Below are 24470 nucleotides of genomic sequence, written 5' to 3' on the forward strand. Positions count from 1 at the left end.
AAATTTGAGGAAATAAAAATGGAAGATAAAAACAACTGGTCGCTCTACGAAGTATTTGTACGTAGTAAACAAGGCTTAAGCCATCGCCATGTAGGCAGCTTAAGAGCACCTGATGATGAAATCGCACTGCAACATGCTCGTGATGTTTACACGCGTCGTAATGAAGGAATTAGCATTTGGGTAGTTCGTTCAGAACTGATTAAGTCATCACAGCCAGATGAAAAAGCTGAATTTTTCGATCCTTCTTTAGACAAGGTTTATCGTCATCCGACTTTTTACCATATCCCAGATGGCATTGAGCACATGTAAGGGGAATGGCAAATGAATCATTCAGTTTTATCTAAATTCTTATTACATATTGGCGACAGTCAACTGGTTTTATCTCAGCGTTTGGCTGAATGGTGCGGGCATGCACCTGAGCTAGAAATTGATATTGCCTTAGCCAATATCGGCTTGGACTTGTTAGGTCAAGCAAGAAACTTTCTGACTTTGGCTGGTCAATATGATGAAGCTAAACGTGATGAAGACCAACTTGCGTATTTCCGTACTGAGCGTGAGTTTTTAAACCTATTGTTGTGTGAACAGCCGAATGGCGATTTTGCACAAACGATAGTACGTCAGTGGTTGATGGACCATTATCATCTTCATTTATTTACGGCTTTAGCGCAAAGCTCACTTCCTGAATTAAGTGCGCTTGCTGTGAAATCTTTAAAAGAAGTGAAGTATCACATCCGCTTTTCGACAAGCTGGATGGAACGTTTAAGTTTAAGCACAGATGAAGCACATCAACGTGTGCAAGACGGATTAAATAATTTATGGCGCTTTACCGCTGAATTATTTGAACTGAGTGCAGACGAGCAAGCACTAGTTGCAGAAGGTGTGATTCCAGATTTTTCAAATGAAAAAGAACAATGGAACCAAACCATTGCAGATGAGCTTAAGCGTTTTGAATTAAATGTTGCTGTGAACGGTGCTTATCGCCGTGGTGCGAAACAAGGATTACATACCGAGCATTTAGGTTATTTATTGGCTGAAATGCAATGTATTCAAAGAACTTATCCGGGAATGACCTGGTAAGACAAGGAGGTGAGCCATGCAAATGATTCGTCATTGCATCGACCAATGTTGGGATGTTCTACAAACGGTAAGTGACCCTGAAATTCCGGTATTATCGGTTGTCGATTTAGGCATGATCCGCGGTGTAGAGCTTAATGATCAACAAGAAATTATTGTTCGTCTAACTCCGACATATAGCGGTTGCCCAGCAACAGATATGCTCAAAGCACAAATTGTTGAGGCATTTACCGCAGAAGCTTTGACACCGGTCAAAGTCATGGTCGATTTATCAGAAGCATGGACCACGGACTGGATGTCTGAAGCAGGGAAAAAGAAACTACAAGTTTATGGCATTGCACCACCTGAAGGGTTGGCGCATCAGTGCGGAACTCACGTTCATTTAAATGATGGTGTCGAGTGCCCACGTTGTAAAAGCCGACATACCCGACTGTTAACAGAGTTTAGTTCCACCGCCTGTAAAGCACTTTATAAATGTCAGGACTGTCTTGAGCCTTTTGATTACTTCAAATGTATTTAAGTCTTTAGATAAGGAAATCAGCCATGAGCCAATTTGTACCATTAAAAGTAAAAAGTATTACGCCTCAAACCGATCAGGCAATTTGTATTGCATTTGACGTTGTACCTGAACAACAAGAACAATTTCAATTTCAACCGGGTCAACATTTAACCATTCGCCATTTAACTGAAGCGGGTGAAATCCGCCGTTGTTATTCAATTTGTAGCTATGCGGGCAAAGAAGACATCAGTATTGCGGTTAAAAAAATTGATCAGGGTCAATTTTCAAATTGGGCAAATGACCATTTGAAAGTGGGCGATGTGCTTGAAGTGATGCCACCACAAGGTGTGTTTTTTCAAAAAGCAGCCAAGATGGGCGGACAAAACTATTTAGGTGTTGCGGCAGGCAGTGGTATCACGCCAATTTTATCAATTATTAAACAAGTTTTATTTGAACAACCTGAAGCTAACTTTACCTTGCTCTATGGCAATCGCTCATGGAAACAAACCATGTTTGCCGAGCAAATTATGGATTTGAAAGATCAGTTTAAAGAACGCTTTCAACTCATCAATATTTTTTCTCGTGAGTTCAATGACAGCGAGCTCATGAACGGTCGTATTGATGCAGAAAAGCTTAAGCAACTTTTTGATTATGAAGTGCTTGAAACAAACTTTGACCATGTGTTTGCCTGCGGCCCAGACGAAATGATGAATGCCGTAGAAAACACGTTGCCGAACTTTGGTATTGCCAAAGAGCGAATCCACACCGAACGTTTCCATACAGGACAAGCGCGTAAACGTAGTGTTGAAGCGGATGCAAACCGTAAAGAAGAAAAGGTCAATATCATTTTAGATGGTCGTGAACTGATTGTTTCTGTAGCTCAAGAAGATGAAAGTATTCTTGATGCGGCTTTACGTGCAGGTGCCGACTTACCGTATGCATGTAAAGGTGGGGTGTGTGCGACCTGTCGCTGTAAGGTGCTTTCAGGCGAAGTCGACATGTTCCTGAACTATAGTCTTGAAGAAGATGAAGTTGAAAAGGGCTATGTGCTGAGCTGTCAGACCTTACCAAAAGGCTCAAATGTTCGCTTGAGTTTTGATGAATAGAGGCTGTCATGCAAGAGTTGATCAAAGCCAGCACAGCAACTGACGGTGTTTTGTTATTAACCCTAAACCGTCCGGAAAAAAGAAATGCATTAAACAATTCAACCTTGCAGTGTTTGTGCGAGTTGCTCGAAGAAGCTGAACATAATGCTCAAGTCAAAGCAGTGGTTTTAACGGGTAATGCTCAATGTTTTGCAGCTGGAGCAGATCTTAGCGAGCTAGCTGCAATGGACGCGGTGTCTTTGCAACTCGATATTCGCCCAAAGCTTTGGCAAAAAATTGATGCGTTTAGTAAACCGCTGATTAGTGCAGTCAATGGCTATGCCTTAGGCGCTGGGTTTGAGTTGGTTTTGCATTCAGATATGGTGATTTGCGGTGAAAATGCCCGATTCGCTTTACCTGAAATTACCTTGGGTATGTTGCCGGGTGCCGGCGGAACACAGCGTTTAGCACGCTTGGTTGGGCAACAACTCACCATGCGCTGGGCCATGACAGGTGAGATGATTTCGGTAAAACAGGCAGAGCAACATGGCATTTGCAGTCAAGTGGTGCCGACTGAATTAACCGTTGAATATGCGGTTCAACTGGCAGCCAAGATTGCCAAACAAGCGCCTTTAGCGATTCGCGTGATTAAACAATCAATTAAAAGTATTCATGAAACAACGTTAAGTCAGGGACTCAAGTTTGAACGTCAAAACTTTGTCTGGCTGGCGGCTACAAAAGATCGAAACGAAGGGATTAATGCTTTCTTTGAGAAAAGAAAGCCAGTGTTTAGAGGTGAGTGATGGACTATCAAAATATTATTGCTGAAGAAAAAAATGGTGTTGGCTACCTGACATTTAACCGCCCAAAAGCACTGAATAGCTTTAACGTTGATATGCACCGTGAAGTGGCTGAGGTTTTAAACCAATGGACCAAAAATCCGGATGTTCGCTGTGTGGTGATTAGTGGCGAAGGTCGCGGCTTTTGTGCAGGGCAAGATTTAGGTGATCGTGTAGTAGACCCAAACGCTGAAGCTCCAGATTTAGGATATTCCATTGAAACTTACTATAACCCGCTCATTAAAACGATTGTAAATATGCCAAAGCCTGTGATTTGCGCCGTAAATGGTGTAGCAGCAGGTGCAGGGGCAAATATTGCACTGGCGTGTGACTTGGTGATTGCAGCCAAATCGGCAAACTTCGTACAAGCATTTTGCCGCTTAGGTTTGGTTCCAGACTCGGCGGGTACATGGTTTTTACCACGTGCTGTAGGTCATGCGCGTGCGATGGGATTGGCTTTGTTAGGTGACAAGCTCCCAGCAGAAACCGCAAAAGAATGGGGCATGATTTGGGATGTGGTTGAGGACGCTGAGCTTAAAACAAAAGTGACTGAACTTGCTGAACGTTTAGCGAAACAGCCTACTTTTGGTTTATCTCTCATTAAAAAAGCGATTCATCAATCAAGCAATAACACCTTTGATGAGCAAATGCTGTTAGAGCGTGACTTACAACGTATTGCGGGCCGTTCCGAAGATTATCGTGAAGGGGTACAAGCCTTTATGAATAAACGTGAACCAAATTTTAAAGGGCGTTAAGCATGACAGATTTAGACTTATCTCGTGCCCGAATTGCCGTTATTGGTTCTGGCACCATGGGCATCGGCATTGCCCAGTTAGCCATCGTTAATGGGCACTCGACCGTTTTATATGATCTAGATGCTCAAAAAGCGCAACAATCCGCTCAAGGCTTAGAGCAGACGTTTAAAAAGCTGGTTGAAAAGAGCAAGCTCACACAACAGCAAGCTGATGAAGCATTAGCGCGTTTAACGGTGGTCAATCAAGTTGAAGCGCTGCGTGATGCTGACTTAGTGATTGAAGCGGTCGTCGAGAAAAAAGAAGTTAAACAGTCTTTATTTAAACAGCTCGCTGAAATTTGTAGTGCGCAAACCATTTTTGCAAGCAATACATCTTCAATTTCAGTGACTGCAATTTCGGCGGGTATTGCTCACCCCGAGCGCGTAGTGGGTTTACACTTTTTTAACCCTGCGCCAGTCATGAAACTGGTTGAAATTGTACAAGGCTTAAAAACACCAAACAGCTTATGTTTGGCTCTAAAAAATTTGATGTTGAATTGGAAAAAAATTCCAGTACTCACCAAGTCGACTCCCGGTTTTATTGTTAACCGAATTGCACGGCCGTTTTATGCAGAAGGCTTTAGAGCACTGCAAGAACAAGTCACCAGCTATGAACAGCTAGATTATGCCTTAAAGCAATGTGGTGGTTTTGCGATGGGGCCTTGTGAACTAACCGACCTCATTGGGCAAGATGTTAACTTTTCGGTGACGCAAAGCGTTTACCAAGAATTTTTTTACGAGCCACGCTACCGTCCAAGCCTCATTCAAAAAGAATTGGTCGATGCAGGAGCTTGGGGCCGTAAGTCAAAACAGGGCTTTTATAGCTATAACGAAAAAAATCAGTACGAGACATTTCAGCCTCAAGCTGTGGTCGCCAAACCAGTCGATGCCCATATTCAGCTAAAAGGGACTTGGTCTCAGCTACCTGCTTTTTTAACGCGTTTAGGTTTAAAAAGCGGATCTGCGAGTGACGACAATATCCTTCAAATTGATGATATCGACTTGCGTTTAAGCCAAGGGGAGTCGGCCAATATTCATTACTTAAGCCGTAAAGTGGTTTTGATGGATTGGCATCATGATTTTGAGCACGCAGAGGCTTTAGTACTCAGTCATAACGAGCTTTGTGAAGCAAGTGATCTGGCTAAAGTTGAAGCTTATTTTGCACAGTTTGGTATCAGCGTGATGTGGATTAAAGACCATCCAGCACTGTTAACCTTACGCACCATCGCTTTACTCATTAATGAAGCCTGTGAAGCAAGTTTACATGGTGTTGCGAGTCTGGAAGATATTGATAATGCCATGAAATATGGAGTGAATTATCCTAAAGGTCCTTACCAGTGGTTGACACAAATGGGCGGTGCTTATGTGCTCCAAACCTTAAATAACTTGTATGTACTGTATGGAGAGGAAAAATATCGCGCGAGTATCTACCTCAAGCAATATGTAGCGAAAACCCAAAACATTGCTACTCAATATTCACGTGATATGACCGAATTTGCATAATCAGGAGTCAACATGGAAGACGTTTTAATTTGCGATTTTATTCGTACCCCAATTGGACGATATGCAGGTGCGTTAAGTGCAGTACGTGCAGATGATTTAGCTGCATTGCCCATTAAATATTTAAAAGATAAACACCCGAACTTACCGTGGAATACGGTAGACGAAGTATTTTTAGGATGTGCTAACCAAGCAGGTGAAGACAACCGTAACGTTGCACGTATGGCGACACTGTTAGCGGGCTTACCTGACACAGTACCAGCGATGACGGTCAATCGCTTGTGTGCTTCTGGCTTAGATGCAGTAGGCCTTGCAGCACGCTCAATTAAGGCTGGTGAAGCGCAGTTTGTGTTGGCAGGTGGTGTGGAGTCAATGAGCCGCGCACCATTTGTACAAGCTAAACCGACCGAAGCGTTTAGCCGTACACCTGAAATTTATGACACCACGATTGGCTGGCGCTTTGTAAATAAGCAACTTAAAGCGCAATACGGCACTGACAGCATGCCCGAAACTGCTGAAAATGTAGCTGAAAAATATCAGATTAGTCGTGAAGACCAAGATGCTTTTGCATTACGTAGCCAACAAAAAACCGCTGCTGCACAACAAAACGGTTTCTTTAACGATGAGATTTTGCCTGTCGAGATTGTAGATCGTAAGAAAAACGTGGTTGTGGTGAACCGCGATGAACATCCGCGTGAAACAACACTTGAAGCACTCGCAAAACTAAAAGCCCCATTTAAAAAAGAAGGTGGCTCGGTGACTGCCGGAAATGCCTCTGGTGTAAATGACGGCGCCGCGTGTGTGCTAATTACCAACCGTGAATTTGCAGATACACATGGTTTAAAACCTTTAGCACGCGTGATTGGCATTGCAAGTGCAGGGGTTGAACCCAAATATATGGGTATAGGTCCTGTTCCGGCTGTGCAGAAAATTTTAAAGCAAACAGGTTTAACGCTAGATCAGATGGATGTGATCGAACTAAATGAAGCATTCGCAGCCCAATCTTTGGCTTGTATGCGTGAACTTGGGCTAAAAGATGACGATGAACGCGTGAACCCAAATGGCGGTGCGATTGCGTTAGGACATCCGTTAGGCATGAGCGGTACACGTTTAGTGATTACGGCAACACGTGAGCTAAAAAAACGCGGTGGACGCTATGCACTTTGCACGATGTGTGTAGGTGTTGGACAAGGCGTTGCACTGATTTTGGAAAATTTAAATTAATTTAGACGGTTTTAAAAATTACATAATGAGGAGATAGGCGATGGACAGCCTCACAACGGATAATGTTGAGCAATTAACACTTGCAGAGCTTAGAGAACTGCAAACTAAACGGTTAAAACAAACCCTGACTTTTGTATATGAAAATAGTCCGGTCTATAAGAAAAAGTTCGATGAAGCGGGTGTACATCCTGATGACTTCGTGACTTTAGACGATCTGGCAAAGTTTCCATTTACCACCAAACAGGATTTAAGAGACAACTATCCGTTTGGAATGTTTGCCGTATCGCAAGAGCAAATTGTGCGTTTACATGCATCATCGGGCACAACGGGTAAACCGACTGTGGTGGGTTATACCCAAAAAGATATTAATACTTGGTCGGACATTGTTGCGCGTTGCTTACGCATGGCGGGTTTAACTGCTAAAGATATGGTTCAGGTGGCTTATGGCTATGGACTCTTTACAGGTGGTTTAGGCGCACATTATGGTGCCGAGCGCTTAGGTGCAACGGTTATTCCAATGTCTGGCGGTCAAACTGAAAAGCAAGTTCAGCTTATTCAAGACTTTAAACCTACCGCAATTATGGTTACGCCATCATATTGCGTGAGCATTATTGAAAAGCTCGAACAACAATTTGGTACTGCACGTAATACGTCTTTAAAAGTCGGTATTTTTGGTGCCGAGCCGTGGACTAACGAACTGCGCCGTGAAATCGAAGAACGCCTTAATATTAAAGCACTCGATATTTATGGCTTGTCTGAGGTCATGGGGCCGGGTGTTGCCATGCAGTGTTTAGGTGAGGGCGAAGGATTAACCATTTGGGAAGATCATTTCTACCCAGAAATTATTAACCCTGAAACAGGTGAAGTCTGTAAAGATGGCGAACTTGGCGAGCTAGTCTTTACGACTATTACCAAAGAAGGCTTACCGATTATTCGTTACCGTACTCGTGATTTGACCCGCTTACTACCGGGCGAAAATCTGGCAATGCGTAAAATGGATAAAATTGTGGGCCGTAGTGACGACATGCTGATTATTCGCGGCGTGAACGTTTTCCCGACCCAGATTGAAGAGCAAATTTTGCAAGTTCCGCATTTAGTTCCAAATTATGAAATTTTGGTGACTAAAAAAGGCCATATGGATACTTTGCATATCCGTACAGAGATGTGTCATAACTGTACTATACAGGCCAATCAACTTGCTCAGGAGTTGATGAAACGCATTAAAACCATGATTGGGATTAGCGTTACTGTAGAAGTTGTGACAGAAGCGACCTTACCTCGTTCGGAAGGAAAGGCAAAGCGGGTAATCGATATGCGTCAGATTGCTTAACATCAAGATCATTCAGGGTATAGAATCTATACCCTGAAACTAAACGCCAAGACATGAGTATGAGTGCAAAAATACAGCAAATAATTGATTCTGTTGTAAAGAATGAAACCTTAAGTGGAACTTCGCTTATTTCGACAATTTTTGGAGATTCAGTACTTCATCGGGGTGGAAACATTAGTCTTGCAAGCCTGATTCAGTTATTAGAGCTGTTTGGTTTTAATGACCGTGCTGTAAGAACCTCTGTTTTTCGTTTAGTTAAAAATGATTGGTTATGTTCGGACAAAATCGGTAGAACCAGTTTTTATCGCATTACCGATTCGAGCCGTTCGACTTATTTGCAAGCCGAACAACGTATTTATAACGACCAGATGAAAGAGTGGGACCACTATTGGGATCTTATTCTGATGTCTAGTCTCGACACTGAAAATAAAGCGTTGTTAAAGAAAGAACTCGAATGGTTAGGGTTTGCCAATATTTCGACAAACTTAATGGCTTATCCGGGTTGTAACCGTATTGAACTGCAACGCTTGTTGGTTGATTTAAATATGAGTGAGCAAGTGGTGGTGTTTAAAGCCGAAACCTTGCAGCTCTTTAATAATTCGGTCGATACCATTGGTCGTATGCTCAGAACCAACTGGCCTATCGATGAATTACGCCAAAGATATTTACAGTTTCTCGATATTTTTAGGGAAATTGGCGTGTTGCTGATGCAGGAAAATGAACAACTCGAACCTGTTCAGGCCTTTCAGATTCGAACTTTGCTGATCCATTATTATCGACGGATTTTATTGAAAGACCCTGCACTACCGCTTGAGTTGTTGCCAACTGACTGGCCGGCGATTAGTGCGCGAACGTTATCCATGAATATTTATAAAAAAGTATTTGAACCTGCGGATGAATACTTCTTGTCTGTTGCTGCAACAGCAGAAGGACCAATGCCAAATGCCACAGCACATTATTGGCGCCGTTTCGGAGGTTTGGTGGCGACAAATGAGAGGTTAAATCATGCCTTGTTATAGTATTGACGGTGTTATTCCTGTCGTAAGTCCAGAGGCTTTTGTACACCCAACTGCTGTTTTAATTGGTGATGTGATTATTGAAGCGGGCGTATATGTAGGACCATTTGCTTCATTGCGTGCCGATTTTGGCCGTATTCATATTAAGCAAAATGCCAATATACAAGATAGCTGCACTGTACATGGCTTTCCACAAAGCGTGACTTTAGTTGAGGAAATGGGCCACATAGGGCATGGGGCAATTTTGCATGGTTGCCGCATTGGTAAAAATGTTTTGGTCGGCATGAACAGCGTAATTTTGGACTATGCTGAAATTGGTGAAAACACCATTATTGGCGCAAATAGCTTGGTCAAAACCAAAGATATAATTCCGGCAAATGTTTTGGCAATGGGTAGTCCTGCTAAGGTTGCACGTGAGTTATCAGAACAAGAAAAAAAGTGGAAAACCAGAGGCACGCAAGAATACATTGAGCTTGCACAGCGCTGCTTAAATTCAATGCAAGAAGTTCAGCCTTTAAGCTCAGAGTCAGATGACCGCCTGACCTATAAAGACTTTAGTGCTTCAAACTATCAGATTAAACAAGATAGTGTTTAACGGCTTTTAATCAGTCGATTTCAATATACATAGGTTTAACACTTAAGGAATACTCGCACGAGTAGGGAGACGTTTGTGCAAAAAATGGAAACTGCTGCGGTTGATCAATTCGCAGAGCTATTGGGTGTTCAAGTGCTGCATCGCAGTTTTGACGAAGCGCGTTGTCAGCTTAATGTGAAAGACGAACACATGAATGCCTTGGGTGGCGTACATGGTGGCGTCATATTTTCTTTAGCCGATATCGCTTTTGCGATGGCTTGTAATGCAGGGGATGCGCCATATACAGGCCTACAGGCGGATATTCGCTATATGAGCGGGGCGAAAGATAGGGTGTTATTTGCAACGGCAACCAAGGTCGGCAGTAGTAAAAAATTCGCGCATTATGAAGTGTTGATAACAGACGGTTTGAATAATAGAGTCGCTTTGTTTACATCTACGTGTTACAGACTAGCACTATAGTTACTTAAGCATAAAAAATTAGAGTAAAGTCAAATATTATAAATTTTCACATAAGATGAATATTAACATCAATAATTTATTTAATTGAGTATATATAAAAAATATGTAAAAATCATAGATACATGTATAAGTACTATTTTCTATTATTGACTTGAGATAATAACTGTTTTTTCGAGGAATTTTTTACTCCATAATAATAAAAAAACATTATAGATTAGATCTAATAAGCTTGATATTTCATTGGATATAGACTGAGTCAATAGAATATAAGCAATAAATGCTCCTATTACACCAGATAAAACTTCAAATATAAAATCTGAAAGAATTATGAGCGATTTCATTTTTTTACTATAAAGCTTGTAGTTGATTGAAAAATGAACAACATCTTTGTATTCATAGTTTTTTTTGTATAAATTTTTTTTCATATATATAAGAAATCTATATGAAAAACCAATCATTAAAAGAAATATATGTATGTAAGCATACAGAAAAAGGACCGCTAATAGAGGTTTACTAGATGGAATGAGTCCACTTAACATTTCCTCTAACGGATTTCTGCCTGCTTGAGCATCACTAATTCCTTTTAGAAAACCAAAATAGAAATATTTATCTATCAGATTTATTACAAAATTTGAAGTTAAAATTAAAGGGATCCATCCAAAAAAAAATGCATAAATAGTTATTTTAAAGCAAGACTCCTTAAAGGAAGAGAGTATATAACCAAACATCAATAATTCCTTACAAGAAAAAATTAGCAATTAATAATACTAATTTTATTAGTAAAATGTTATTAAGGAAAACTAAATTTTTTATAACTAGGATTAAAAGTTATTCCAGAATGAGGTTGTTGAAAGATGATTGAAAAAATCAAAAATGATTATTTGCCATATTATTTTATTGGTATACTACCTTAGTAGTATTGAAAATGAGAAAAAGATCATCTTTTATTCTTGCTTGTTTCTTTTATGGTTTTAATTTTTATAAATTAAATTTTTATTGTTAATATGCTGTATTGAATAAATTGATAATATCTTATATATATGTTTATTAAATTTAATTTATAAGAGATAAGATATGACTGTAAATATAGTGACTAAAGTAAATGGTCTGAAATTGATAAAATCAGAGGTAATTCATACTCAAGCAGAACTAATTGAAATTGATATTGATGGAAGAAAGGTTAAATTTAATTTTATTTATAATGATGCTGAACCATCAGATTCATTCAAAGTACAAAATATAGAGAATGGAGAGATAACTTTTTTTGTTATTAATGCTCAAAATGGTTTGGGTACAGGCCATTTTGAACCATATAAAGTGAAAAATTCTATTGAGGGAAGTTTATACATAACATTTATAGTTCAGCCATTTGAAAAGATTGCTCGAAAGTTGACATTTAGTATTTTTGCAGATTATTAATTTTTTCTATAATTAATAACCTCTACCCAAAAACAGCCTCCCAAGGCTGTTTTTTTATTTCCCCCTCTACAACCCCCACTTAACAATAACCCACCCATTATTTAGCCTTACTTTTCTAATGATTTAATTTAAAACAAATGGCATTTTGCGTGCTTGACTGTAAAAGGGTTGGGCACTATTCTTTGCCTGCTGGCCACATTGCCAGCCGGTCGTCGCGGACCGATTACAACAACATCAGAATTATTCCTTTCTGAGGGATAATTTTGTGTGAGCATCTCCTCTTCTCCTCCCGTAGCGGTAGGACGGGAGAGGGACACCTACGGGTGTGCTGGTTGTTGTACCAGTCCGCGAACCCTTTCTCGTTCTGCCACCATAATTTCTATTCATGTCGGCAGAACTCCCAATAAAAAGGAGTTGGCTTTGCACATCCATTATTTCTTGGCTCTCCATGCCAAAAGCTATAACGACACAGCTTAAAAATTAAAGCAGCTTGAACGCTTTAAGGTTTTCAGGCTTAAAGTCTTTTTTATTTAAAACTTAGCAACAACAAAACTTGAGATGTGCCAAGCACAGTCTTTACGGCTTTGCTGTGCCTTTTTTTCTCCCAAAAAAGTATCTCATTTACAAACAACAAGAATTTATAACGGTAAAACTATGCCAAATTTAGTTCTCTCAACACGTGCTTTAGAAGTAGTAAAAAAAGGGATTAATCTGTTTCATCACGGTGGCTTTCACATGGTGGGCGTCGACAAAATTGTGAAAGAAACCGAAGTGAATAAAATGACGTTTTATAACTACTTTCACTCTAAAGAACGCTTTATTGAAATTTGCCTGATCGTACAAAAAGAACGACTCCAAGACCAAGTGGTTGCAATGGTCGAGTACGACCTAGGTACTGCCGCCATAGATAAACTCAAAAAGCTTTATGACTTACATACCGATTTAGAAGGGCCGTATTACTTATTGTTTAAAGCCATTTTTGAAACTAAAAATAATTATCCCAACGCCTATCAAACCGCGGTGAGATACAGAACATGGCTAAAAAATGAAATTTATAGCCAGCTTAGAGTGTTAAGCGCGGATGCTTCTTTTACCGATGCCAAGCTATTTGTATATATGGTGGAGGGTACAATCATTCAGCTTTTAAGCTCAGATGGGGCAATCGAGCGGGAAAATATGTTTGAGCGTTTTCTTATCGCCACTATCCATCCTCACTAGCTAAAGAGGCTGCTTTAATATCGCTTAAATTAACCTCTAACCAATCGGCAAGTGCAGCAACACGTTTAGCGACTTCCTCACCTAATAAGGTTAAATCATATTCGACGTGGGGAGGGACGACTGGATAAGAAGTTCTGCGTATAAAACCATCTCTTTCTAAATGCTGGAGGGTCTGAGTCAGCATTTTTTCGCTGACTCCGTTTGCTTTACGGCGTAACTCACTATAACGATGGGTGCCATCACGTAAAGCAATCAGGCATATCACTCCCCAGAGGCTTGTAACATGAGCAAATGCTTCTCGAGACTGACAATTATTCTCTCCAGTAAAAAGATCGCCTCTTCGGACTCTTTCGGTCAAGGTGGGAACTTTTACATTTTTCGTACCCATGCTTTATTTATCTCCATTCAAATGTGAATAAGCTTAATACTAACCTTGAGGTACGTACCTTATATGGCTCAGGAATAAATATTATATTAAGGCTCATCTCTATATTGGATCCAGAAATTTTAGGATTTTATTTACTCAACTAATTTTGAACATGGTTCCATCAATGTAAGTAATACTCTTTTTATAGGATCAAACTTTTTTATAGATGCAGCTATACAATTTACACAGGATGAAGAATGAATAATTTGAATTTTAAAACGCTAAAGAAGTACTGGCTGCGATTCGTGGGTATTGCTGTAATCGCAGGCGCTTTAGTATTGGCATTTGCTTGGACCGCTGGTCTATTTGGACATCGAACAACATCCAAAACTTTTTTGGGTGACACATTAAAAAACTTTGATCCCGGATATCGACGTGCACACGGTAAAGGGATTTGTTTTGATGGCACTTACCACAGTAATAGTGCGGCAGCGGCACTCTCGAAAGCCACTGTATTTGCCAAGTCGGATATACCGGCAATTGGCCGGTTTTCTATTGGTAGCGGTAACCCGCATGCACCGGATAATTCTACCGCAACAGTGAGCATGGCTTTATTACTTTCCGCAGCCGATCATTCGCAGTGGCGCATGAAATTAAACAACTTTCCCTATTTCCCGACTCGAAATGCTGAAGGTTTTTTGGCGCAGCAAAAAGCATTTAAACCCGTTCCATCTACTGGCAAACCTGATCCAGCCCTTGTGGAGGCATTTTTAAAAGAATATCCCGAAGCGCGTAAGTCTATTGAGGAAAAGGCAAAAATGCCATTAACCGGTAGTTTTAGCGGTGCAGAATTTTATGTCGTAAATGCCTTTATATTACGAGCGGCCAATGGACAAGAACAGCCAGTCCGTTGGTCTATGCGTCCTCATTCAAAATTTATTAGTTTGACCAAAGAGCAACGTGATCAAGCTGACCCTGATTTTTTATTTAAAGACATCAAAAAACGTTTGGCTGAGGGGCCGCTCTATTGGGACCTAGTTTTGCAACTTGCCGAGCCAGGAGACCCAGTGAATGACCCATCTCAGCCTTGGCCAAAAGAACGTAAAGAAGTTATAGCCGGAACATTAGAGGTCAAAAATGTAACTGATCAGGTAAATGGCGCATGTCGTGATATTAACTTTGACCCGACTTTGGTGCCACCCGGAATTGAGTTATCAGATGATCCAGTACTCGCAGCACGAGCGGCGATCTATTCACAGTCTTACAATGCTCGATTACGTGAAATCGGATTTGGCAAAGCAACGGATGCCGTGGGCAAATAGGAGAGCTGAACAATGCAAAATAAATCTAACGATAATGCTCCACGTCATTTTAATTTGACTGCTCGAATACTGCATTGGTTTATGGCGGCAGCAATTTTGGCCATGCTATTTATTGGGGTAGGCATGACCACCTCAATTACTTGGCGTCCGTGGTTAATCGATATTCACCGTCCTTTAGGAATCGCAATCTTACTATTGGTCATCATAAGATTAATAAACCGACTCTGTTACCCAATTCCACCTTTGCCGCCGACTGTACCGCGCTGGCAGGCATTTCTTGCCCATGCATCACACTGGCTACTTTATATTTTGATGTTTAGTTTGCCATTGTTCGGATGGGCAACACTATCGGCAGGTAATTGGCCTGTCACTTTATTTCCGGGTTGGGACCTTCCGCCTATAGCACCAACCAGCTCTACGCTTTACGCTTGGTTCCGTACATTACATGGAATTTTGGCTTGGCTATTATTTGCTGTCGTTATTGGTCATTTATCTGCTGCGTTATTACATGCATGGATTTATCGCGATGGCGTATTTTCGAGTATGGCTTTGGGGCCTTCTTCTAAAAAAGAGGACGCTGATTAGTTTACTTGAATGTTTTTGACTGAGCGATGAGTTAATGGTGAGGTTTTTATAGGGTTTATTTAAAATATATAAATAAACTCGCCGATATAACGACTTAAAATAGAATTGATTTCTCAAGTTGAGAAATCAATTCAGCTATTTAGATCCCTTCAACAAAACTCACCATGACATCACAGCAGCCTTGGCGTTTACTTTTGGCAAGCTGATATTCAGGTGAAAAATAACATTCACGTGCAGTTTCCATATCTGGAAACTCAATCACCACGTGACGTTCAAACTCTTGTCCTTCTAAGACTTCTGAGGCACCGCCACGGGCAAGAAACTTGGCACCGTACTTTTGAAAAGCTTGCGGAGCAGTGGCCATATATTGTTTATATTGTTCCATATCATGAATGGTGACATGAGCAATCCAGTACGCAGACATATCGTATTTCCCTATAACTTAATGAATAAAGGCCTATTTACCTTTTCCTAAAATTTGTGACTTCACGCATCTAAAATATTTTTTGCGACAGCAGCAGCTTCAGCAATATGTTCAGCAACAGCTTGTTTTGCCTTTTCAGGGTCTTTGTGAAGATAGATGGCCTCACACATATTTTTAATACGTTGATAACCTGAAATTTCACGCTTTGTCGATTTCATGGTCATGGCACGAAGACGGCTAATTCGGCCATTTAAACGTTGAACCACTTCCCAAGCAATATGGTGATTGGCTGTAGTAAAAATAGTTTCATAAAGCCGGGTAGAGGTCGCAATAATGAGATTGATGTCATCGGCGGCAAACGCAGCTTTAAGATCTTCTAATAGAAGTTTTAATTTTTCAGCAGTTTTTTCATCTAGATTTTTAGTGCAGTCGACCACAGCACTTTGCTCTAACAAAAGACGAATTTCATAAATTTGTGAAGCGATGTCCCAGTTAAGTAGCGAAACGATAGGGCCTTTATTTGGCAAAATCTCGACTAAACCTTCTGCTTCCAAATAACGAATCACTTCGCGAACTACAGAACGGCTCACGCCAAGTTCTTCACATAAGGTTCTTTCAACCAGTCTTTTTCCTGAAGGGAAATAGCCCGTAATAATGGCATTACGCACTTTGTCTAAACACAGCTCTCGTAAAGTTACGGGCGGGTTTTCAATTTTAAGATTCATAAATAATTAAATTTTCCTGTTTTTGAACATGTTGAGTTTCATCACATGTTTTTCAATAAAAATTAGCATAGCAAACTCTTGCTTTTTTTTCAGTATGTATTATGGTATACCATAATACGAATGACAAGATAATTTACTTGCAAGGAAGAGCAATGGAACTCATACGTAAAACTGTGCTTCATGTAGAAACCACTTATGTAGATGGCGGTAAAGAAGCAGCAAAGCCTTTAAAAATGGTGGCAGCCGCAGCGGTGATTAAAAATCCTTGGGCAGGGCAAGGTTATGTAGAAAACCTAACACCTGAAATTCGTCGTATCGCTCCAATCTTAAGCGAGCATTTAACCAAGCTTATTCTTGATGAAGTCGGTTCGGGCGAGGCTGTTGAAGCTTTTGGTAAAAGTGCGGTGGTGGGCTTAAATGGTGAACTTGAGCATGCATCAGCTTTAATTCACACCTTACATTTTGGTAATACTTACCGTAGTGCTGTTGGTGCGAAATCTTATTTGGCATTTAACAATACCCGTGGCCCAGCAAATGCACCGATTTTAATTCCAATGATGGATAAAAATGACGAAGGCCGCCGTTCTCATTACTTAACATTGCAATTTGCAATTCCAGATGCACCTGCTGCCGATGAGCTGGTTGTTGTGATTGGTGCAGCAACAGGTGGTCGACCACATCATCGTATTGGTGATCGTTATAAAGATTTGGAAGAGTTAGGTCATGATGTCAAAAACCCTGCAGCTGTCAAATAACCGTATTGCTCACTATTTTGAGCAAGGCGAAGGAGAGCCTCTGGTTCTGATCCATGGAGTGGGAATGCAAGCTGCGGCATGGTATCCACAAATTGAATATTTTTCTAAACATTATCATGTGATTTCAGTAGATATGCCGGGACATGGTCAAAGTACCAAATTACCGGCAGAAGCAAAATTACAAGATTTTGTTGAATGGACCATCGAATTTATTACAGCCTTAAATTTAGGTCCGGTAAATTTAGCAGGGCACTCAATGGGATCACTCATTACGACAGGCGTCAGTGTTACCCGTCCTGATTTAGTTAAACGGATGGCTGTACTCAATGGTGTGTATAAACGGACACCACAGGCACGTCATGCAGTCATCCAAAGAGCTGAAGAGTTAAAAACAGGCCGTATTGATGTTGAAACTCCGCTACAACGCTGGTTTGGTGAAAGCGAAGTCGAGCGTATAGCAGCTGCCAAAGTAAAAACTTGGCTCGAAAATGTCGACTTGTCTGGTTATACCACTGCGTATTCTGCGTTTGCACAAGGCGATGAAACCTATGCAGATGACTGGTCAAAGATCACTTGTCCTGCTTTGGTGTTGACCGGAACGGATGATCCGAATTCAACAGCAGAAATGGCAATACAAATGGCAAAACAGGCAAAGCATGGCACTGCAATTGTCATTGAAAATGAACGTCACATGGTGAACTTAACTGCACCTGACAAAGTGAATAATGCAATGCAAGCGTGGTTGGAAACCAGCGTTTAATTTGCCACACATTGCTGAAGGAATATAACAATGAGTGAAATGGATACTATCAATAAAATGCGTGAACTACGTGATGCTTTCGGGTCATTTATGACGGGCGTTACGGTGGTCACAACCTGTAAAGAAGATGGAACGCCCCTTGGCTTTACAGCGAACTCTTTTGCTTCGGTGTCTTTGGACCCAGCTTTACTTCTAGTGAGTATTGCCAAGACATCAAGCAATTATCATAACTTTGCAAATACCACTCATTTCGCAATCAATATTTTGGCAGAAGAGCAAAAGGATGTTTCAAATACCTTTGCTCGTCCAAGTGAAGACCGTTTTGCAAATATTTCATGGTCAAAAAGCGCTTGTCAAAATCCGCTGATCGAACATGTCAGTGCATGGTTTGACTGTACAACTTACCAAGTTGTCGATGCAGGCGACCATGCGATTTTAATTGGTAAAGTGGAAGATTTTGCTTCAAGCGGTTTTGCAGGTCTTGGTTATTATCGTGGTGGATATTTCACACCAGCCAAGCTTTCTGCCGAGGTGATCTCTGGTCCTAAAGTGGTGATAAGTGCCATTATCGGACATGAAAATACCATTTTACTTGAAGAAACTGCCGATCATAAATGGACTATTCCACATGTCATGGTAGATAAAGACGGTGCAGATAAAGCGCTCGAGAAAATCTTTGCACAATATCAGCCAGATGCTTCTGCCAACTTCATTTACTCCGTATATGAAAACGTTGAAAACCAGCAGCAATATATTTCATTTTTATGCAACACACCCGTAGCTCAAGCCACCAAAGGTCAGTTTGTCGATTTAAATGATCTTGAAAAACTTGAGTTTGTAGACAGTGCTTTAGAAAGTATGCTGATGCGCTATCGCAAAGAAAACCATTTGAAAACGTATGGTGTTTATTACGGAAATCAGACAACAGGTACAGTTCGTCAAATCGTTAAAGAGGAAGTTTAATCATGCGTTTTTCATTATTTGTGCATATGGAGCGTGTTTCTGATCAGCAAACCCAGAAGCAGCTTTATGATGAAATGATTGAGCTTTGTCAGATTGCGGATCGTGGCGGTATGCATGCGGTTTGGACAGGCGAACACCACGCCATGAACTTTACCATTGCACCAAACCCATTTTTAAATTTGGTCGATTTAGCGAATAAAACCAAAAATGTTCGTTTAGGTACGGGTACGGTAGTAGCGCCATTCTGGCATCCGATTAAACTTGCAGGTGAAGCTGCAATGACTGACATTATTACCAACGGCCGTTTAGATATTGGTATTGCTCGTGGTGCATATTCGTTTGAATATGAACGTATGGTTCCGGGCATGGATGCGTGGAGTGCAGGTCAGCGTTTACGTGAAATGATTCCCGCAATTAAAAACCTTTGGAAAGGCGATTATGAGCATAATGGGGAATTTTGGCAGTTTCCAAAAACGACTTCAGCTCCTCAACCACTTCAACAACCGCATCCACCAATTTGGGTTGCAGCCCGTGATCCAAATAGCCACGAATTTGCTGTGCAAAATGGCTGTAATGTACAGGTAACGCCTTTGCATTTAGGTGACGAAGAAGTTGAAAAGCTCATGGGGCATTTCAATGCAGCTTGTGAAAAGTTCAGTGATGTACCGCGTCCGGAAATTATGTTGCTCCGCCATACCTATGTGGCAGATAGTGAAGAAGATGCTCAACTGGCAGCAGATGAAATTAATACCTTCTATAACTACTTCGGCGCTTGGTTTAAAAATGAGCGTGAAATTAAACAAGGTTTAATCGCACCTTTAAGTGCTGAAGAAATTGCTGCACATCCTTTTTATACACCAGAAGCGATGCGCAAAAATAACGTGATTGGACAAGCCCAAGAAGTGATTGACCGCTTAAAAGCCTATGAAGCAATGGGCTATAACGAATATTCTTTCTGGATTGATACGGGCATGAGCTTTGAACGTAAAAAAGCCTCATTAGAACGTATGATCAATGAAGTTATGCCGGCATTTGCATAGAGGCGAATATCATGACAGCAGACTTTCAGCTTTATATTAATGGTCAGTTTGAATCTGGTGCAGCGACGTTTGAAAGTATTAATCCTGCAACAGGTGAAGTCTGGGCACACATGCCGGAAGCTCGAACCGATGAAGTCAATCGAGCAGTTCAAGCCGCATCTCGGGCATTAAAAACACCGGAGTGGGCAGGTTTAACGGCCTCCCAGCGTGGTAAATTGCTCTATAAACTGGCTGATTTAATTGAAAAAGCTGCACCGCAACTGGCTCAAATTGAAACCAGTGACACAGGCAAGATTATTCGCGAAACATCGAGCCAGATTGCCTATGTCGCTGAGTATTATCGCTACTATGCCGGTATTGCCGACAAATTAGAGGGTAGTTTTCTACCAATTGATAAGGCAGACATGCAAGCATGGATTGTTCGTGAACCTGTAGGTGTGGTTGCTGCAATTGTCCCTTGGAATAGTCAGTTATTTCTATCGGCAGTGAAGGTGGGTCCAGCTTTAGCGGCAGGTTGTACTGTTGTGCTAAAAGCATCTGAAGACGGCCCTGGGCCATTGTTAGCCTTTGCTAAATTGTTCCATGAGGCAGGTTTTCCGGCTGGAGTGGTCAATGTGATTACCGGTTTTGGGCCTGAATGTGGCGCCGTGTTGAGTAGTCATCCTGATGTTGCCCATGTTGCGTTTACAGGTGGTCCAGAAACGGCAAGACACATTGTACGTAACTCGGCTGAAAATCTTGCAAAAGTTTCACTCGAATTAGGTGGAAAATCACCATTTATTGTATTTGCTGATGCAGATATTCAAAGTGCGGTAAATGCTCAGGTCGCTGCTATTTTTGCTGCCACAGGGCAAAGTTGTGTGGCAGGTTCACGCTTACTGGTTGAAGAAAGCATTAAAGATGAATTTGTTCGGCGTTTGGTTGAGCGTGTACAAACTATAAAAATTGGTTTACCTCATGAGATGGCAACCGAGTTTGGACCACTTTGTACTTTACGCCAACGCCAAAAAATCGAGCAAGTCGTTGCAAGTTCAATCCAGCAAGGTGCAAAACTTCTTACTGGTGGCAAAAGCCTTGAGCGAGCAGGATATTACTATCCACCGACCATTTTAGATTGCACCGATGCACCTCAAGCAGATTGCATTACCACGGAATTATTTGGTCCGGTGTTATCAGTAGATAGTTTCAAAGATGAAGCGGAAGCCGTGCAAAAAGCCAATAGTACGCCTTACGGGTTGGCAGCAGGCGTTTTTACCACCAATTTAAGCCGTGCGCACCGCATGACAAAAGTGATTGGGTCGGGAATTGTTTGGTTAAACACTTACCGTGCTGTTTCTCCACTTGCACCTTTTGGTGGACATGGGCTTTCGGGACATGGTCGGGAAGGTGGCGCAAATGCTGTTTTAGATTACACCACCACCAAAACAGTTTGGTTACGTACCTCAGATGAGCCAATTGATGACCCATTTGTCATGAGATAAATCATGACTTGAGGCATGAAAAATATATCGGGATTTTAATTTCAAGGATGAAAAAATGAATCAGTCAAACTTATCAATCGCCTAAAGCTTTAAATAGTTGAAAACGTAAAACTAGATGTATCGATGCTTAATCAAGTATTGATTGGACTGGCTTTACCTTTTTCTTGGCTAAAACAACACAAACAGAGATATGAGCTGTTTGTAAAAGGAAATAAAAAGATGAAGCCGAGTCATATTGAAATGACTTTGGCTGGGCAGATTTTTTGATGTTGAGGAAATGAATTCCTCAAAGAGAGATTAAGGATATGAGCCAAAACGAAAATAGCAATAATGCTTTCGCTATCGAAAGTCATTCCATTGATTATGTTGCTCCCTCTGAACGTAATGGGAAAGTTCGCGATCTATTCACATTATGGTTTTGTACCAATATTGCACCGCTTGCAGTCATTACGGGTGCAATGTCAATTTTAACCTTTAACCTCAATATCGTAAGTGCATTGCTTGCGATCTGCTGCGGACATTTTTTTGGTGCAGCGATTCTAGCCTTAACCTCTGCACAAGGTCCACAGGTCGGCATTCCTCAAATGATTCAGAGCCGCGCACAGTTCGGGCGTTATGGAGCATTGCTGGTTGTACTGTTCACGACCCTCATTTATTTAGGTTTTTTCATCTCTAACATTATTTTGTCAGGGAAAACCCTACATACCGTTGTTCCTGCCATTCCTGTGCCGACCGCGACCGTGATTGGCGCAATTGCAGCAACCACCATAGGCGTGATCGGTTACCACTTTATCCATAAGTTCAATAAAATTGGAACTTGGTTTATGGGTGGTTCGTTGCTCATCGGCCTCATGATTATGGTGCCGCATATTAATGCAGATGTACTCGCCAAAGGTTCTTTCAATATGAAAGGCTGGTTTGCCATGTTTGGTTTGTGTGCGGTATGGCAAATTAGTTTCTCGCCTTATACCTCAGACTATTCACGATATTTACCGAAGTCGATTGGTATTTATAAGCCATTTATCTTTACCTATTTGGGCGCATCCTTAGGAACTATTTTTGCGATGGCATTTGGGACGATTGCGGTCAGTATTGGCTCAACGGCAGATGCAATGGAAGCGGTAAAGACAGGTACTGGGTTATTTGGTTATGTCCTTATGATTTTGTTCTTATGCAATATCATTGGTCACAATGCCATGAACCTATACGGTGCGGTTCTTTCCTGTATTACCTCTATTCAGACTTTTGCAGGGCAGTGGATGCCAAGCCGAAATATCCGAGTCGTGTTATCAATCATTGTATTAATTCTAGCGACTTTAACGGCGCTTTGGGCATCAAGTAACTTTATTAGTTTCTTCTTGAATGTGATTTTTGCTCTGTTATTTATTTTGGTGCCATGGGTGTCTATTAATTTACTAGATTTCTATGTCGTGAATAAAAAGTCTTATGACATTCAATCGATCTTTGCGCGTGATGGTGGTATTTACGGCAAATTTAATGCAAAAGCGCTTACGGCTTATTTCATTGGGATTGCGGTACAAATTCCGTTCTTAAAAAATGCCTTCTTCACAGGTGCATTGGCCGATGTAATTCCGGATGCGGATATTTCATGGGTGATTGGATTGGTGGTGAGTCTGGTGGTGTATTACGTCTTTAATCTAGGAAAGATTAAATGTTCTGCACCTGCATTAAACGCAAAATTACCTCAATAAGCATTGTAGTGAAAGGAATCCCACAATGAAAAAAAGCTACTTACAAGCGGCTCTAAGCACAGCATTGATGGCTGTAATCTATCCAAGTTACGCAGGTGTAAGTTTTGGAGACACCGCTGGTGAATACGGCAAGCTCACCGTATCAGGCTATGTTCGCGCTAACTATCAAGATAAACACTATGGAGAGTCTGCTTCTGATCAAAAAATTCGTTTTGATGCTGCGCAGTTAAAACTGGACTACGAGCGTGGACCGTTATTTGGTCATGCAGAATATCGTTGTTATCAATATGACCGTCTATGTGATTTTTCTACGTTGGTTGATGGTTATGTAGGCTACAAATTAAATAAAACAGATCAGGTGGTGGCAGGTGTTCAGCCGATTCCATTTGGACCGGGACGTTTCTGGGGTAATAGCTTATATGGAAGTATGAGCACAACCGCAGGTTTAGAAGACGTTCATAATCTTGGTTTGAATTATCACTTTGAATTGCCGACAGCAACCAAGTTTGATGTGGGTTATTTTGCGGTAGACGGTGGGAACTACACAGGTTCTACCCAAGATTCAGGTCGCTACACTGCAAATTATGTGAGTTCAGATGATCCGAATAAAACCGATTTGCAAGAAAAGAACATGTGGGTAGGCCGATTGACTCAAGATATAAATCTTGGAGTTAATGGTTTAACCACACAACTCGGTGGCTCCTATTGGACATCTGATATTGAAAATAAAACTGCTTCGAGTGATGGGCGTCGTCATGCATGGGCACTTTTTGGTAAAGCCAATTATGGCAATTTTAATGTGACCCTTACAGGTGGTAAAAATGACGTAACTAATCAGGATCAGCTCAATCCTAATAATTCGCTCATGGGTTCTTACGATAGTGAATATTATGTCGCTAACAAAGGAACGTTCTATACGGCAGATGTAGGCTACTCTTTCAAAAATGTTAAGCAGATCGGAAACATTACGCCGTACTTTATGTACAGTCAGTACGACAAAGATCAGGACAATATGAAAGATTCAATCCGTAATATTATTGGTGTGTCTATTGACCATAAACAGCTGTCGTTGGTGGCTGAATACATCATGAGTAAAAATGACCCATTCATTGGTGGGACTCAAGATTCATTGGCACAAGGAGACGATAACCAGTGGAATAAGTTGCTTAACTTGACGCTGTTTTATTATTTCTAAAGACATTTAAACATTCGGACATACCGAAAATTTTTTTAAATTAATTTTTGGTATGCCATAATACAAAGTTGATGGTAAGCAATTTATTTT

28 protein-coding genes are annotated in these 24470 nt (G+C 41.0%); 24 read left to right on the forward strand and 4 right to left on the reverse strand.

The genetic code is table 11. The features are described from left to right. The first annotated feature begins 18 nt into the window (after positions 1 to 18). From paaB to ABLC00_RS07075, 12 genes are all read left to right on the forward strand, one after another. Positions 19 to 309: a 1,2-phenylacetyl-CoA epoxidase subunit PaaB gene (gene paaB, locus ABLC00_RS07020; RefSeq protein WP_000389648.1), complete on the forward strand. Its 291-nt coding sequence runs from the start codon at positions 19 to 21 to the stop codon at positions 307 to 309. Between the two features lie 12 nt (positions 310 to 321). Further along, a complete protein-coding gene (gene paaC / locus ABLC00_RS07025; RefSeq protein WP_001016793.1) occupies positions 322 to 1077 on the forward strand; it encodes a 1,2-phenylacetyl-CoA epoxidase subunit PaaC in 756 nt (251 codons plus the stop codon). A 16-nt stretch (positions 1078 to 1093) separates the two neighbouring features. Beyond that, the gene (paaD, locus tag ABLC00_RS07030; protein ID WP_005070011.1) at positions 1094 to 1594 is read left to right on the forward strand and encodes a 1,2-phenylacetyl-CoA epoxidase subunit PaaD; all 501 of its coding nucleotides are present in this window, start codon (positions 1094 to 1096) and stop codon (positions 1592 to 1594) included. 23 nt (positions 1595 to 1617) lie between these two features. Next, on the forward strand, positions 1618 to 2679 hold the full coding sequence (paaE, locus tag ABLC00_RS07035) for a 1,2-phenylacetyl-CoA epoxidase subunit PaaE (protein ID WP_004709490.1): 1062 nt from the start codon (positions 1618 to 1620) through the stop codon (positions 2677 to 2679). An 8-nt stretch (positions 2680 to 2687) separates the two neighbouring features. Then, positions 2688 to 3461 carry an enoyl-CoA hydratase-related protein gene (locus ABLC00_RS07040; RefSeq protein WP_033846846.1) on the forward strand — a complete coding sequence of 258 codons (774 nt, stop codon included), beginning with the start codon at positions 2688 to 2690 and terminating at the stop codon, positions 3459 to 3461. Further along, positions 3461 to 4252 carry a 2-(1,2-epoxy-1,2-dihydrophenyl)acetyl-CoA isomerase PaaG gene (gene paaG, locus ABLC00_RS07045; RefSeq protein WP_002046513.1) on the forward strand — a complete coding sequence of 264 codons (792 nt, stop codon included), beginning with the start codon at positions 3461 to 3463 and terminating at the stop codon, positions 4250 to 4252. The genes ABLC00_RS07040 and paaG overlap by 1 nt, the downstream gene beginning before the upstream one ends. Before the next feature lie 2 nt (positions 4253 to 4254). Further along, complete coding sequence (locus ABLC00_RS07050; RefSeq protein ID WP_033846845.1) at positions 4255 to 5793, forward strand: 3-hydroxyacyl-CoA dehydrogenase; 1539 nt, start codon at positions 4255 to 4257, stop codon at positions 5791 to 5793. Positions 5794 to 5805: 12 nt separating this feature from the next. Then, positions 5806 to 7014, forward strand: coding sequence for a 3-oxoadipyl-CoA thiolase (gene pcaF / locus ABLC00_RS07055; RefSeq protein ID WP_000390396.1), 1209 nt, complete (start codon positions 5806 to 5808; stop codon positions 7012 to 7014). A 40-nt stretch (positions 7015 to 7054) separates the two neighbouring features. Next, positions 7055 to 8344 carry a phenylacetate--CoA ligase PaaK gene (gene paaK / locus ABLC00_RS07060; RefSeq protein ID WP_033846844.1) on the forward strand — a complete coding sequence of 430 codons (1290 nt, stop codon included), beginning with the start codon at positions 7055 to 7057 and terminating at the stop codon, positions 8342 to 8344. A 53-nt stretch (positions 8345 to 8397) separates the two neighbouring features. Then, positions 8398 to 9363, forward strand: a complete 966-nt coding sequence (paaX, locus tag ABLC00_RS07065; RefSeq protein ID WP_000062822.1) for a phenylacetic acid degradation operon negative regulatory protein PaaX — start codon at positions 8398 to 8400, stop codon at positions 9361 to 9363. Next, a complete protein-coding gene (locus tag ABLC00_RS07070) occupies positions 9350 to 9955 on the forward strand; it encodes a DapH/DapD/GlmU-related protein (RefSeq protein WP_033846842.1) in 606 nt (201 codons plus the stop codon). Before paaX ends, ABLC00_RS07070 begins: the two co-directional genes overlap by 14 nt. A gap of 75 nt (positions 9956 to 10030) precedes the next feature. Continuing rightward, positions 10031 to 10414 (forward strand): PaaI family thioesterase, encoded by a 384-nt coding sequence (locus ABLC00_RS07075; RefSeq protein ID WP_033846841.1) that lies wholly within the window; start codon positions 10031 to 10033, stop codon positions 10412 to 10414. A 143-nt stretch (positions 10415 to 10557) separates the two neighbouring features. Here ABLC00_RS07075 and ABLC00_RS07080 read toward each other — a convergent pair whose 3' ends face one another. Further along, positions 10558 to 11142, reverse strand: coding sequence for a hypothetical protein (locus ABLC00_RS07080; RefSeq protein ID WP_033846840.1), 585 nt, complete (start codon positions 11140 to 11142; stop codon positions 10558 to 10560). Positions 11143 to 11488: 346 nt separating this feature from the next. Here ABLC00_RS07080 and ABLC00_RS07085 point away from each other — a divergent pair, with 346 nt between their 5' ends. Together ABLC00_RS07085 and ABLC00_RS07090 are read left to right on the forward strand one after the other, a co-directional pair. Beyond that, entirely contained in the window at positions 11489 to 11833 is a 345-nt protein-coding gene (locus tag ABLC00_RS07085; protein ID WP_033846839.1) for a DUF6864 domain-containing function, read from the forward strand. 654 nt (positions 11834 to 12487) lie between these two features. Further along, positions 12488 to 13051 (forward strand): TetR/AcrR family transcriptional regulator, encoded by a 564-nt coding sequence (locus ABLC00_RS07090; protein ID WP_033846882.1) that lies wholly within the window; start codon positions 12488 to 12490, stop codon positions 13049 to 13051. Here the strand turns inward: ABLC00_RS07090 and ABLC00_RS07095 are convergent. Then, positions 13035 to 13439 (reverse strand): helix-turn-helix domain-containing protein, encoded by a 405-nt coding sequence (locus tag ABLC00_RS07095; protein ID WP_032046163.1) that lies wholly within the window; start codon positions 13437 to 13439, stop codon positions 13035 to 13037. The two genes, ABLC00_RS07090 and ABLC00_RS07095, sit on opposite strands and share 17 nt — an antisense overlap. A 236-nt stretch (positions 13440 to 13675) precedes the next feature. Between ABLC00_RS07095 and ABLC00_RS07100 the strand changes: the two genes are divergently transcribed. Both ABLC00_RS07100 and ABLC00_RS07105 read left to right on the forward strand, forming a co-directional pair. After that, on the forward strand, positions 13676 to 14740 hold the full coding sequence (locus ABLC00_RS07100) for a catalase family peroxidase (RefSeq protein WP_033846838.1): 1065 nt from the start codon (positions 13676 to 13678) through the stop codon (positions 14738 to 14740). 12 nt (positions 14741 to 14752) lie between these two features. Beyond that, a complete protein-coding gene (locus ABLC00_RS07105; protein ID WP_033846837.1) occupies positions 14753 to 15325 on the forward strand; it encodes a cytochrome b in 573 nt (190 codons plus the stop codon). A 139-nt stretch (positions 15326 to 15464) separates the two neighbouring features. On the opposite strand, the gene ABLC00_RS07110 is transcribed toward ABLC00_RS07105, so the two are convergent. Together ABLC00_RS07110 and ABLC00_RS07115 are read right to left on the reverse strand one after the other, a co-directional pair. Then, positions 15465 to 15749: a DUF1330 domain-containing protein gene (locus tag ABLC00_RS07110; protein ID WP_001277471.1), complete on the reverse strand. Its 285-nt coding sequence runs from the start codon at positions 15747 to 15749 to the stop codon at positions 15465 to 15467. A gap of 62 nt (positions 15750 to 15811) precedes the next feature. Further along, positions 15812 to 16474: a GntR family transcriptional regulator gene (locus ABLC00_RS07115; RefSeq protein WP_001049495.1), complete on the reverse strand. Its 663-nt coding sequence runs from the start codon at positions 16472 to 16474 to the stop codon at positions 15812 to 15814. Positions 16475 to 16626: 152 nt separating this feature from the next. Between ABLC00_RS07115 and ABLC00_RS07120 the strand changes: the two genes are divergently transcribed. From ABLC00_RS07120 to ABLC00_RS07155, 8 genes are all read left to right on the forward strand, one after another. Continuing rightward, a complete protein-coding gene (locus tag ABLC00_RS07120; RefSeq protein ID WP_000420415.1) occupies positions 16627 to 17229 on the forward strand; it encodes an amino acid synthesis family protein in 603 nt (200 codons plus the stop codon). Further along, positions 17198 to 17989, forward strand: a complete 792-nt coding sequence (locus ABLC00_RS07125) for an alpha/beta fold hydrolase (protein WP_000987218.1) — start codon at positions 17198 to 17200, stop codon at positions 17987 to 17989. Before ABLC00_RS07120 ends, ABLC00_RS07125 begins: the two co-directional genes overlap by 32 nt. 30 nt (positions 17990 to 18019) lie before the next feature. After that, positions 18020 to 18952, forward strand: coding sequence for a flavin-dependent trigonelline monooxygenase reductase component (gene tgnA / locus ABLC00_RS07130; protein WP_033846835.1), 933 nt, complete (start codon positions 18020 to 18022; stop codon positions 18950 to 18952). A gap of 2 nt (positions 18953 to 18954) precedes the next feature. Further along, the gene (gene tgnB, locus ABLC00_RS07135; protein WP_033846834.1) at positions 18955 to 19992 is read left to right on the forward strand and encodes a flavin-dependent trigonelline monooxygenase oxygenase component; all 1038 of its coding nucleotides are present in this window, start codon (positions 18955 to 18957) and stop codon (positions 19990 to 19992) included. Between the two features lie 11 nt (positions 19993 to 20003). Next, positions 20004 to 21473 (forward strand): (Z)-2-((N-methylformamido)methylene)-5-hydroxybutyrolactone dehydrogenase, encoded by a 1470-nt coding sequence (tgnC, locus tag ABLC00_RS07140; RefSeq protein WP_033846833.1) that lies wholly within the window; start codon positions 20004 to 20006, stop codon positions 21471 to 21473. A 123-nt stretch (positions 21474 to 21596) separates the two neighbouring features. Then, a complete protein-coding gene (locus ABLC00_RS07145; protein ID WP_000934372.1) occupies positions 21597 to 21740 on the forward strand; it encodes a hypothetical protein in 144 nt (47 codons plus the stop codon). Between the two features lie 38 nt (positions 21741 to 21778). Continuing rightward, the gene (locus ABLC00_RS07150; protein ID WP_033846832.1) at positions 21779 to 23185 is read left to right on the forward strand and encodes a cytosine permease; all 1407 of its coding nucleotides are present in this window, start codon (positions 21779 to 21781) and stop codon (positions 23183 to 23185) included. Positions 23186 to 23210: 25 nt separating this feature from the next. After that, the gene (locus tag ABLC00_RS07155; RefSeq protein WP_033846831.1) at positions 23211 to 24380 is read left to right on the forward strand and encodes a hypothetical protein; all 1170 of its coding nucleotides are present in this window, start codon (positions 23211 to 23213) and stop codon (positions 24378 to 24380) included. Positions 24381 to 24470 lie beyond the last annotated feature (90 nt).

Source organism: Acinetobacter nosocomialis (genome assembly GCF_041021905.1).
In the GTDB taxonomy this organism is placed as follows: domain Bacteria; phylum Pseudomonadota; class Gammaproteobacteria; order Pseudomonadales; family Moraxellaceae; genus Acinetobacter; species Acinetobacter nosocomialis.